This is a genomic window from Clostridium sp. D5 (assembly GCF_000190355.1).
GTDB classification, from domain to species: domain Bacteria; phylum Bacillota; class Clostridia; order Lachnospirales; family Lachnospiraceae; genus Faecalicatena; species Faecalicatena fissicatena_A.
Map to the genome: position 1 here is coordinate 49411 of NZ_GL870816.1, position 12418 is coordinate 61828.

Genomic DNA, 12418 nt, shown 5'->3' on the forward strand with positions numbered 1-12418 from the left:
CTATGCTATATGAATAGAAAATATGAATGTGGATTCGACCATGAATCAATCTATAAAGTTGCAAACTCAAGACTTGGATGGTACAGACAGAGTGGAATGAACGTAGTTAATTTTATCATTAGCCCAATGGTGCTTGAAACAAAAATAAAGGACGGAGCTGGTTTGCTCAATCCTTTAAATTATTATCTAAGATAAGTTGGAATATAAGTTGTAGAGCCGTATACGAGACCCGTACGTACGGTTCAATGAGAGGGAAATAATGCTAGCCATTATTTCCCTACTCTATTACAGGAAAGTTTTTCGAACTTGCCTGTAACATAAAAAGCCTTCCGGGCGGGATGCGCACTGTGATGTACAAGGCAGGTGTCGCGATGCGACCGCCGCAGGCGCGAGTTTCGCAAGCGAAACTCTATTTTAAAGTCCCTGTTATTTACATCCATTCTTTAACATGCTAAAATGATAAACAGTAACGATTAAATTTAAATGTGTTTAGGAGGAGCGAACATGATAAAACTATATGATAATGGTGTCTATCTGCTTAACGGCACTGAAATAGTTGAAGATACAGGCAGTGTTTCTGTCCCTGTTTCAAAGGAAGAAGCAGCACAGAATACCATGGCCTATGGAATTTTGAAAGAGCATAATACATCATCTGACATGGAACATCTTCAGATTAAGTTTGATAAACTGACATCCCATGATATTACATTTGTCGGGATCATCCAGACGGCGAGGGCTTCAGGACTTGAGAAGTTCCCGATTCCTTATGTGCTGACCAATTGCCACAACAGTTTATGTGCAGTAGGCGGAACGATCAATGAGGATGACCACATGTTTGGGCTGACCTGCGCAAAGAAATACGGCGGCGTCTATGTACCGCCTCATCAGGCAGTTATACACCAGTATGCGCGCGAGATGCTTGCTGGAGGAGGAAAGATGATCCTTGGATCTGACAGCCATACCCGCTACGGAGCACTCGGAACGATGGCCATGGGAGAGGGCGGGCCCGAGCTTGTAAAACAGCTTCTGAATAAGACCTATGACGTTAAGATGCCTGGCGTAATCGCTATCTATCTGGACGGAGAGCCGATGAAAGGTGTCGGACCTCAGGATGTGGCGCTGGCAATTATCGGTGCGACATTTGGAAATGGCTATGTGAACAATAAAGTGATGGAATTCGTTGGACCGGGCGTTGACAAGCTGAGTGCTGACTTCAGAATTGGTATTGACGTTATGACAACCGAGACAACCTGTCTGTCTTCTATCTGGAAAACAGATGAGAAGATTCAGGAATTCTATGACATTCACGGCAGAAGCGAAGACTACAAAGAACTGAATCCTGGCGCAGCGGCATATTATGACGGCATGGTTTACGTAAATTTAAGTGAGATCAAACCGATGATTGCAATGCCGTTCCATCCGAGCAATGTGTATACAATCGATGAACTGAATGCCAATCTGAAGGATATCCTGCATGATGTTGAGAAAAAGGCTCTTGTAAGCCTGGATGGTGCAGTGGATTATTCTCTGCAGGATAAGGTAATTGACGGCAAATTATACGTAGAACAGGGAATTATCGCAGGATGTGCGGGCGGTGGATTTGAAAATATCTGTGCAGCTGCAGACATTATCAAAGACAGGAATATTGGCCACGATGAGTTTACATTCAGTGTGTATCCTGCAAGTACCCCAATTTATATGGAACTTGTTAAAAACGGTGCAGTTGCAGACCTAATGGCAGCGGGAACGATTGTGAAGACTGCTTTCTGCGGCCCATGCTTCGGCGCGGGAGATACACCTGCCAACAATGCATTTTCAATCCGTCACTCTACAAGGAACTTCCCGAACCGTGAGGGCTCCAAGCTCCAGAATGGACAGATTGCTTCCGTGGCGCTTATGGATGCACGTTCTATTGCAGCAACAGCTGCCAATAAGGGATTCCTTACCCCGGCAACCGCACTGGATGTAGAATATACAGGACAGAAATATCATTTTGACAAGAGCATTTACGAGAATAGAGTATTTGACAGCAAAGGCACAGCAGATCCGGATGTAGAGATCAAGTTCGGTCCGAACATCAAAGACTGGCCGGCCATGTCTGCTTTACCGGAGAATCTGGTCGTGAAGATCGTTTCCGAGATTCATGACCCGGTAACCACTACAGATGAGCTGATTCCGTCAGGTGAGACATCTTCCTACCGCTCCAACCCGCTTGGGCTTGCCGAGTTTACACTGTCCAGAAAAGACCCTTCATACGTAGGCCGCGCAAAAGAAGTTCAGGCAGCGCAGAAAGCAATCGAAGCAGGCACATGTCCGCTGGATGTCCTTGAGGAATTAAAACCCGTGATGGCAAAGATCCGCGAATCTTATCCGTCAGTGGGCGAAGGAAACCTCGGAGTAGGAAGCACCATATTTGCAGTAAAACCAGGAGATGGTTCTGCCCGTGAGCAGGCAGCATCCTGTCAGAAAGTACTGGGCGGCTGGGCAAACATCGCCAACGAGTATGCCACAAAGCGCTACCGTTCTAACCTGATCAACTGGGGAATGCTCCCGCTTCTGACAGACGAGAACCACGAAGCCCTGCCATTCCAGAATGGAGACTACATCTTTATTCCGGACGTCAGAAAAGCCGTTGAAGAAAAACTTGACACAATAAAAGCATATGTAGTAGGCGACAGCCTCAAAGAAACAGAGTTCCACCTGGGAGAACTCACAGATGCAGAACGCGAAATCATCCTCAAAGGATGCCTCATAAACTACTATAGAGGGTAGAGAGTGAACTTGTGAACGAACGGATGGGGGGGGGGACGCTGCCTGGAATCGTGGAAGGGCTCTTCCGGATACGGTTTTAGGGGATAACTGCCGCTATATCAAAATGGAAGCCAACATGATGAACACCGACGACAAACACGAGAATGCAGGATGCATTCTCGCTAAGTCGTCTTTCTAACAGGACTGGAAGTCCTGTTAGAAGTTCATATGTTGGCTTCCATTTTGATAAAGCGGCAGTTATCCCCTAAAGACGCATCCGGAAGAGCCCTTCCACGATTCCAGACAGCTGGTGCGTCCGGGCGGTAGGAAAGATTCGCTTTCCGGGAGCGTCCCCTTGTTCATCCACACCAGCCGCCTAAAAATATTTTTTTTAAATGCAACAAAAAGGAATTTATGTTACTCTTATATGCAAGAACGAAATTTACAATCTGTTTCGTTCTCATTCATGAATGTTTATATACTGCTCCGGCAATGGAGCAGGAGAGGAGGGGTGCAAATGCATGATTATGAGAGCTGTTCTGAACTGATATTGATCAGGAAGGCCTGTAAGGGCGATGTGAAGGCATTCTCAGAACTGTACGCGAGAATTTATGTGGACCTGTATAAATTTTCACTTTATATGATGAAGCATCCGCAGAATGCGGAGGACGCTGTCAGTGAAGCTGTGATATCTGCCTATGAGAATATTGGCAGCCTTAGGAAAGAGGAGTCTTTCCGGAGTTGGATTTTTAAGATTTTGAGTAATCAGTGTAAGAAGAAGTTAAGGGATACAGGGCACACAGAAGAGCTGGAGACAGAGATACCGGCTGCAGAGAGGGATTATGCAGGTGCTCATGATGTGCGTGAAGCATTCCGGATATTGAATGAAGACGAGAGGATGATTGTGGCATTTTCCGTGTTCGGCGGGTATCAGAGCGATGAGATCGGCGGCATGATGGAGCTGAACCCGGCCACAGTCCGCTCGAAGAAGACACGGGCGCTGGAGAAGATGCGCCGCGTGCTGCAGTAGAAAGGGGTGTAGATATGAAGATGGATGGGAAAGATTTAAAAGGGAAGAATGAGGGACAGAAACCAGAAGAACAGCTTACAGATGCACAGAAGGCGGAAGAACAGGCTGTGGAGGAACGGATCCGGGAGATGGCAGACGATGTAGAGATTCCGGAATCTCTGAAGCCCGGGAATATAGAGAAGATATTAACAGAAAAAGGCGGAAAGAAACCTTTCAGATGGAAAGCTGCATACAGTGCGGTGGCAGCAGCGGCATGCTGCGTGATTGTGGTAGGGATCGCCGCTTTCGGCGGAGGTCTTGGGGGACATAAAGAGAATTCAGAAACTTCCAGTACTTCTGCCGCTGATGCAGGAGGGTCCAATGAAGCGAAAGCTGACAAGGCGGCCTCCGGCTTAGAGGATACGGTGATAGCTTCTGCCAAAGACTATGACGAGATCTATAAATACATCGAGGCGGAGAAGGATAGCCAGGATGAACTCCAGCAGCAATATAGTGTGGACAGTGCCACTGAGGATAATGCGTCAGCTTCTGAGTTTGGAAGTACGGGATTCGCAGGGAATAATGCTAAGGCCGATTCATCTGCGGCTAAGGAGTCTGCGGACGGCGGTGCGTCCTATTCGGATACGAACATCAGGGAGGAAGGCGTTGAAGAAGGGGATATCGTCAAGACGGACGGTAAGAACCTGTATATTCTGAATGGGCAGAAGGTCCAGATTGTCAACATTGAGAAGAAAGAGATGGAGGAGATGGGATCAATCCGGCTGGAGGATGACCAGTATATCTCTGAGATCTATATTAAGGACGAAAAACTGATCATTGTGTACACAAGGACTGAATATAACGACGGCAACGAGGGATATGACGGCACCTATAAGCAGTATACCGTTGCAGAGACTTATGATGTCAGCAATCCCAGGAAACCAAAATCTGTCGGAAAGATTACGCAGAGCGGAAGTTTTTATACGCTGCGTGTAACAGGCGATTATGTATATCTGTTCAGTAATTTTTATGCGCAGGTATCGGCTGCAAGGAATGATATTGATTCATACATTCCCCAGGTGCAGGGAAAGTCTATTGACAGCAGCAGTATTCTGCTTCCCCAGTATGTACGGGGAAATCAGTATACAGTTATCTCAGCATTTTCTCTGAAAGACCCTGACAAAAAACTGGACAGCAAAGCAGTGTTTGGCAGTTCGGGGCTGGTATATGTGAGCGGCAATAATATTTATGTTTGTGAGTCTTACTACAATTCGGATGAATCAGATGTGACACAGACCTGTATCCGAAAGGTGGCTTATAAGGATGGGACTCTGGAGGCAGTAGGGCAGACCCGGATCGATGGTACATTAAACGATTCGTTTAGTATTGACGAGTATAAGGGCAGTCTGAGACTGGTAACAACGGTCAGCCCGACGGGCGGATCAAGTCCATTCCCCATCGTTAGATTCGGAGAGTCTGTATTTTCCGATACATCCACAAAGAAGGACAGTAATTCACTCTATGTCCTGGATGAAAAATTAAATGAACTGGGGAAAATAGAAGGGCTTGCAGAAGATGAGCAGGTTTATTCGGCAAGATTTATGGGAGATACCGCATATTTTGTGACATTCAGGCAGGTAGATCCGTTGTTTTCCGTAGATCTGTCCAATCCTGAGAAGCCGGAGGTGATCGGTGCTTTGAAGATTCCGGGATTCTCAGATTATCTTCATCCTTATGGAGACGGACTGCTGCTCGGTATCGGGATGGAGGTGGATGAGACAGGGACCACTACAGAAGGCGTGAAGCTGTCCATGTTTGATATCTCAGATCCTTCCGATGTGAAGGAGATTCAGAAATATGTGCTGGAGGATTGTTACTCCACAAATGTTTCTTATAACTACAAAGCGGCACTGATCAGTACAGAACAGAACCTGATCGGATTTGCGGCATATGGACAGAGCCAGAAGTATTATGTATTCTCCTACGATAAGAAAAAAGGATTTGAGTGTGTATTTGAAAGGGAGATGAATGGATATTCAGAAGGACGCGGACTGTACAGCAAGGATACATTCTATCTCGTGGCCGGTAATACGGTAGAATCTTTCCGGATGGATACATTTGAAAAGATCGATGATATTGTGCTATAATCGTGGAAGCGATGAGGCCGGACCCTCTATGCAGGGTCCGGTTTTTATATATTTAAAGCATTGTACGGCAGACCAGGGAGGTAACCTATGATTTTTGATACACATGCACATTATGATGATGAACAGTTTAATGAGGACCGGGATGCGCTTCTGTGTTCCATGCAGGAGGGCGGCGTGGGAACCATTGTCAATGCCGGCTCCGACGTGGCATCCTGGGAGGATGTCAGGACTTTGACGGCAAAGTATGCTTTTGTATATGGCGCGGCGGGGGTGCACCCTGATGATGTGGGTGAACTGAATGAAGAAAATTTTGCCAGGCTTAAGGAAATCCTTCGGGAAGAGAAAATCGTTGCGGTAGGGGAGATCGGGCTGGATTATTACTGGGATAATGAAAGCCACGAGCTTCAGAAGCTGTGGTTCATCCGGCAGCTGGAACTGGCCCGGGAGCTGGGAATGCCGGTTATTATTCACAGCCGGGATGCGGCAGCAGATACGCTTGAGATTATGAAAGAATATGCAAGGGGACTGCAGGGGGTGATACACTGCTTTTCCTACTCGGTGGAGATGGCGAGAGAATATGTGAAGATGGGATACTATATCGGTGTGGGCGGTGTTGTTACTTTTAAAAATTCCAGAAAGCTGAAGGAAGTAGTGGAGGAGATTCCGCTGGAGTCCCTTTTGCTTGAGACTGACTGTCCGTACCTGGCACCGGTTCCAAACAGGGGGAAAAGAAATTCATCTTTGAATCTTGTCTATGTTGCCAAACAGATTGCAGAATTGAAGCAGGTGTCTTATGAAGAGGTAGTGGAGCAGACGGAGAAGAATGCCAGGAGGCTTTACAATATACTGTAAACGAAGCGGTAGCAGCTTTTTATATATCTGCATATACTAAACAGAAATAAACTGGGAATGTGTGATATTATGTTTTATGTCAATTCTACAGACGGAGTAAAGATCGCAGTATATGATTATAACTGTGGTGGGGCAGAGACGGTGCTTTTCATTCATGGCTGGCCTCTGTCCCATAAAATTTATGAGTATCAGATTCCGATTCTGGTACGAATGGGATACCGGGTTGTGGCACTGGATCTGAGAGGCTTTGGAAAGTCCGATGCTCCGGGCTGCGGTTACAGTTATGACCAGATGGCCGCGGATATTTTTCAGGTAGTAAGGCGGCTGCGGCTGTGGTCTTTTACTATGGTTGGATTTTCCATGGGCGGAGCGATCAGCCTGAGATATATGCGTCTGTTTGGCGGACACGGAGTGAAAAAGCTGATATTGCTCGCGGCTGCAGCTCCGAGCTGGACACAGCGGCCGGGCTATCCCTATGGGCTGACCAGAGAAGCTGTGGACGAGATCATCTGCCAGATCGAGACAGACCGTGCACAGTATGCAGCGGAGTTTAGTAAACAGTTGTTTGCAAGCCCGCACAGTGCATACATTATCGACTGGTTCCGGCAGATTGCGATGTCGGCTTCGGCTATTGGCACAATTGAGTGCGCACTGTCTCTGCGCGATGAGGACGGGAGAGATGATCTCTGTTATGTAAATGTCCCCACGGTGCTTATCCATGGTGCAAAAGACGAGGTGGTGTCATCTGATCTTGTAGAAATCCAGCATGAGTGCATTAGCGGCAGCAGGCTGTATACGTTGGAGGACAGCGGACATGGAATTATGTATGATGAATTGGAAAAGTTTAATGATATTTTCCTGCAGGCGGTGGAGTGCTGAGGACTAAATGCTGCTGTCCGAACCGTGCGGTGCACTAACTGTACAGTATCGGAAGGGAAACTTTCTGATTAACGTTGTCGGGAATCGGAAAGTATATTATACTGAATTAGAGAAAAATGTTTCAAAAGAACGAGGAGGAGCTTATGAAGGAGCCCACATTAGGCAACCCGCAGAATACAATCGCAGTTCTGCATAGATATAATTTTGCTTTTCAAAAGAAATTCGGACAGAATTTTCTGATAGATACCCACGTGCTGGATAAGATTATACGTTCGGCAGAGATCTCCCGGGATGATATGGTGCTTGAGATCGGGCCGGGGATTGGGACTATGACCCAGTATCTTGCCTGTGCGGCGGGGAAGGTGATCGCAGTAGAGATTGACAGGGCGCTGATTCCCATCCTGGAGGATACTCTCGATGGCTTTGACAATGTGACCGTGCTTAACGAAGATATACTGAAGGTGGATATCGCAGAGCTGGCAGAGCGCGAGAACGGGGGCAGGCCGATTAAGGTGGTTGCAAACCTGCCTTATTACATTACCACACCCATCATCATGGGATTGTTCGAGAAGCATGTGCCCGTAAAAAGTATTACGGTCATGGTACAGAAAGAAGTGGCCGAGCGTATGCAGGTCGGGCCGGGCACAAAGGACTACGGTGCCCTGTCATTGGCAGTCCAGTATTATGCAAAGCCTTATATCGTGGCAAATGTGCCGCCGAACTGCTTTATGCCGAGGCCTAAGGTAGGCTCGGCAGTGATCTGCCTCGAGCGGTATGAGAAGCCGCCGGTGCAGGTAGATGATGAACGGCTGATGTTTCGGATTATACGGGCATCATTTAACCAGAGGAGAAAGACACTTGCTAATGGCATGAAGAATTCTCCGGAACTGGATTATACAAAAGAGCAGATAGAAGCCGCGATCGAAAGCCTTGGAAGAGGGGCAGGCGTGCGGGGAGAGGCACTAACACTGGAAGAATTCGCGGCACTTACCAATGCACTGAGCAGGAAATGTAATTCCGACAGCTGAGGATGTCAGTCGGACAGTAAGCCGCAGGCGTCCCTTATTTGCTCCCCAAGGCTAAAATCGTGAGTTAAATCCGGCATTTTCATTTCATAAAGATTTTATAGACATTTCATTGTATAAAACCCACTTTTTTAGTATAATAGAAAGATCAAACAAGTGAATAAAGAAGAGGAAGGGAGAGGTTTTATGGCAAGAATACCTAAAGACATTGATAACATCTTTTTTGAAAACACCCCGAAGATTGAAGAGCTGGCCCGGATTTGCGAGGAAAACAATGCAATTGAAAAAGAGCTTTACACGAAATATGAGGTGAAAAGAGGCCTCCGTGACGTAAATGGTAAAGGTGTATTGGCGGGCTTAACGAACATATCTGATGTTTGCGCTACGAAGATTGTAGATGGGAAAGAAGTCCCTTGTGCAGGAAACCTCTATTACCGTGGTTACAATATCAAAGAACTTGTAAAAGGATTTCTGGAAGCAAAACATCCTGGATTTGAGGAAACTGCATATCTGCTGCTTTTCGGAAGTCTTCCGACAGAAGCTCAGCTGAATGATTTCCAGGGTATGATTGCGGAAAGGCGGATGCTTCCTCCGAATTTTGTAAGGGACGTTATTATGAAGGCGCCGAGCAAAGATATGATGAATATGATTTCCCGGTGCATTTTGAATCTGTATACTTATGATGAGAAAGCGGACGATACATCCATACCGAATGTTCTCCGCCAGTGCATGAATCTGATCAGCCAGTTCCCGATGTTAATGGTTTACGGCTATCATGCATATAATTATAGAAGAGGTGAGGATCTATATATTTATGCGCCGTATCCGGAACTTTCTACTGCTGAGAATATTCTGATGATGCTGCGTGAGGACAGAAAATATACAGAACTGGAGGCAAAGATCCTGGATATGGCTCTTGTGCTTCATATGGATCACGGCGGTGGTAATAACTCTACATTTACAACACACGTTGTTACTTCTTCCGGAACAGATACTTATTCCACGATCGCTGCCGCTATGGCATCTCTGAAGGGTCCGAAGCACGGCGGTGCGAATGTAAAAGTTACGCAGATGTTTGATGATATGAAGCAGAATCTTACTGACTGGGATGATGATGATCAGATCCGTCAGTACCTGACCAACCTTCTGGACAAGAAAGCGTTCGATAAGAAGGGGCTTATTTATGGAATGGGACATGCGATTTATTCTATCTCTGATCCAAGAGCTGACATTTTTAAAAAGTTTGTTAAGCAGCTGGCTACCGAGAAGGGATACGATGCAGAATATGCTCTTTATGAGAAGGTAGAACATATGGCGCCTGAGATTATCGGCGAAAAGCGCAAGATGTACAAGGGTGTTAATGCGAATGTCGACTTTTACAGCGGCCTTGTTTACAGTATGCTGGATCTTCCGTCAGCGCTGTATACTCCGATTTTTGCGGCGGCACGTATCGTAGGCTGGAGTGCACACAGACTGGAAGAGCTCAAGAATGTTGATAAGATTATCCGTCCGGCGTACAAACCACTCGCGCCTTACCGTGATTACATAAAATTAGAGGATAGGTAGTTGATAAAATGAAAGATGAATTTTACTTCCCATCAAAAGATGGTAATACTGAAATCCATACAATTGAATGGAAGCCGGAAGGCGAAGTAAAAGCAGTTTTGCAGCTTAGCCATGGAATGGTCGAGTATATCAACCGGTATGATGAATTTGCAGATTTTCTATGCAGCCAGGGCTATTATGTGGTCGGTAATGACCATCTTGGACATGGCAAGTCCATTCAGGGCAAGACGGAATACGGTTATTTTAATGAGAAGTACGGCAACGCCTGTGTGCTGGGAGACATGCATACTCTCAGACAGAGGACGGCCGCAAAGTACCCCGATGTCCCGTATTTTCTGCTTGGGCACAGCATGGGATCGGCACTGGTGCGTCAGTATATCCAGATGTACGGCAATGGCCTGAGCGGTGTGCTTATCATAGGTGTGGTTGCCGACAAGAGCCGGGCGACGCTGAAGTTCGCGAAGCGTCTCTGCCGGATTATAGCGGCATTTAAGGGTTGGCACTACCGCAGCAAGCTGATCGACAATCTGGCGATCGGAGGCTATAACAAGGGCTATAAGCCGTCCAGGACCAGGGCAGACTGGGTGACCAGCGATACTAAGATGGTGGATGCATACGTGGCGGATCCGCTCTGCTCCTTTGTGTTTACTGTGAATGCTTATTATCACATGTTCTGCGGTATGCTGAAGATGCAGAAAAAAGAGAGCATCTACATGATTCCAAAGACGCTTCCGATGATGATTGCGGCAGGAGCTGAGGATCCGGCCGGAGATTTTGGTAAGGGTGTCAGGAAGATCTATGAGAAGTACAAAGCAGCAGGGATCAAGGATGTTACGCTGCGGCTGTATGCCGGCGACAGACATGAACTGCTCAACGAGACTGACCGGGATCAGGTGTATAAAGATTTGTATGAGTGGCTGGAAAGTAAAATATAATTTTTTCATTTTTCATATCTTATTGTAAATAATGAATGGAGTATTTTGAGAAGAGCCGGAAGTGATACCGGTTCTTTTTTTAATCTTAAAAAATCCTTTTAAATCCTAGTTGTTACAAAAAAGTCCTGGCAGGATATACTGATTTCTTATAAATTGATAAAAGCAGGAGGAAATACACCATAAAAAAGATTAGGATGTATATGGCGGCATCTTGTGAACATACTATCAATGAGGTGACGAATATGGATAAGAAGAAGCAGGAAGAGATCAACGGGCAGAAAAACAGAAATGAATTCAACAGCATTACGGAAAAGAAGAAGCCTGAGAATCAGAACCAGACTCACAATGCCCGGAAAGAGGCCTACGACGTGAAGATGAGGCAGGTATAAGCAGGATCGGAAAAAAATGGGAAAAGCAGAAGGCCCGGACAGTATCGGCTGTCCGGGCCTCTGGTTATTTTTATAGTTATCTAAAGGAATGAGAGTAAAGTGCGACATCCTGGGTTACCCCAAGATGTCTTTACTTTATGAGGGGGGAGATAGTTGTTTATCAACTATCTGACTTTAGTATAAAAGGAAAATGTGTCCAAAGTATGTTATAAATATTAAAGAAATCGAAAAAATATTATGAAATTCTTAAAATGGAAAAGTGGAACCGGAACCGGTTTACCCTTCTTTTGGGAGGGGATTATACCCTCCAGACGAAAGTAAGGAGGGTGCCTATGTGGTTACATACTCTGATCTTATTCAGTTTAGTATACTCATAGCTGCCTTGCAGGTCTGTGTTATCAGATATTCAGGGACAAAAGGAAATAGCCGCCACTACTACCAATAGCGACGGCTGTTGTAACATTAGCTTAATTCATTAATGGGATAAGCCGCTTTCGGTTCCCCTTCTTATATTATTACTATACTATATTTACAGTAGAGCTTCAAGTCATATGTTTTGCTGTCAGGGGAATATAGTTTATGTAACAAATGAAAAATAAAAAGCGGATATACGCTGATTGGAGCAAAACTTGTGCTGTAAATAAGTGCGTTAACAGACTGGAAATTAAGTTCACGATGGAATATTTAATTATGAAATAGGTAAAAATTCAGAACAGCAAAAACCCCTGCAGTATCGGCTACAGGGGTTTTGTTTTTATAGTTATCTAAAGGAATGAGAGTAAAGTGTAACGTCCGGGGTTCCCGGAACGTTTATACTTTATGAGGGGGGAGATAGTTGTTTATCAACTACCTAAGTACAAGTATA

Annotated in this window: 9 protein-coding genes and 1 pseudogene; all 10 read left to right on the forward strand. The window is 45.7% G+C overall.

Annotated elements, in window-relative coordinates; translation table 11 throughout:
* Nucleotides 1-195 (forward strand): annotated as a pseudogene (locus tag HMPREF0240_RS24860) (group II intron reverse transcriptase/maturase); the annotation flags it as partial.
* Between the two features lie 309 nt (nt 196-504).
* Entirely contained in the window at nt 505-2772 is a 2268-nt protein-coding gene (locus tag HMPREF0240_RS16690) for a hydratase (protein ID WP_035313908.1), read from the forward strand.
* 496 nt (nt 2773-3268) lie between these two features.
* Nucleotides 3269-3781 (forward strand): RNA polymerase sigma factor, encoded by a 513-nt coding sequence (locus tag HMPREF0240_RS16695; protein ID WP_035313909.1) that lies wholly within the window; start codon nt 3269-3271, stop codon nt 3779-3781.
* Nucleotides 3782-3795: 14 nt separating this feature from the next.
* Nucleotides 3796-5907, forward strand: coding sequence for a beta-propeller domain-containing protein (locus HMPREF0240_RS16700; protein WP_242833351.1), 2112 nt, complete (start codon nt 3796-3798; stop codon nt 5905-5907).
* Nucleotides 5908-5994: 87 nt separating this feature from the next.
* Nucleotides 5995-6759, forward strand: a complete 765-nt coding sequence (locus tag HMPREF0240_RS16705) for a TatD family hydrolase (RefSeq protein ID WP_009004592.1) — start codon at nt 5995-5997, stop codon at nt 6757-6759.
* A gap of 69 nt (nt 6760-6828) precedes the next feature.
* Nucleotides 6829-7638, forward strand: a complete 810-nt coding sequence (locus HMPREF0240_RS16710; protein WP_009004593.1) for an alpha/beta hydrolase — start codon at nt 6829-6831, stop codon at nt 7636-7638.
* A 143-nt stretch (nt 7639-7781) separates the two neighbouring features.
* Nucleotides 7782-8666: a 16S rRNA (adenine(1518)-N(6)/adenine(1519)-N(6))-dimethyltransferase RsmA gene (rsmA, locus tag HMPREF0240_RS16715; RefSeq protein WP_035313910.1), complete on the forward strand. Its 885-nt coding sequence runs from the start codon at nt 7782-7784 to the stop codon at nt 8664-8666.
* Nucleotides 8667-8849: 183 nt separating this feature from the next.
* Nucleotides 8850-10229, forward strand: a complete 1380-nt coding sequence (locus HMPREF0240_RS16720; RefSeq protein WP_009004595.1) for a citrate/2-methylcitrate synthase — start codon at nt 8850-8852, stop codon at nt 10227-10229.
* Nucleotides 10230-10237: 8 nt separating this feature from the next.
* Nucleotides 10238-11164, forward strand: a complete 927-nt coding sequence (locus HMPREF0240_RS16725; RefSeq protein ID WP_009004596.1) for an alpha/beta hydrolase — start codon at nt 10238-10240, stop codon at nt 11162-11164.
* A 242-nt stretch (nt 11165-11406) separates the two neighbouring features.
* On the forward strand, nt 11407-11553 hold the full coding sequence (locus HMPREF0240_RS16730) for a hypothetical protein (RefSeq protein WP_207636768.1): 147 nt from the start codon (nt 11407-11409) through the stop codon (nt 11551-11553).
* Nucleotides 11554-12418: the final 865 nt, after the last annotated feature.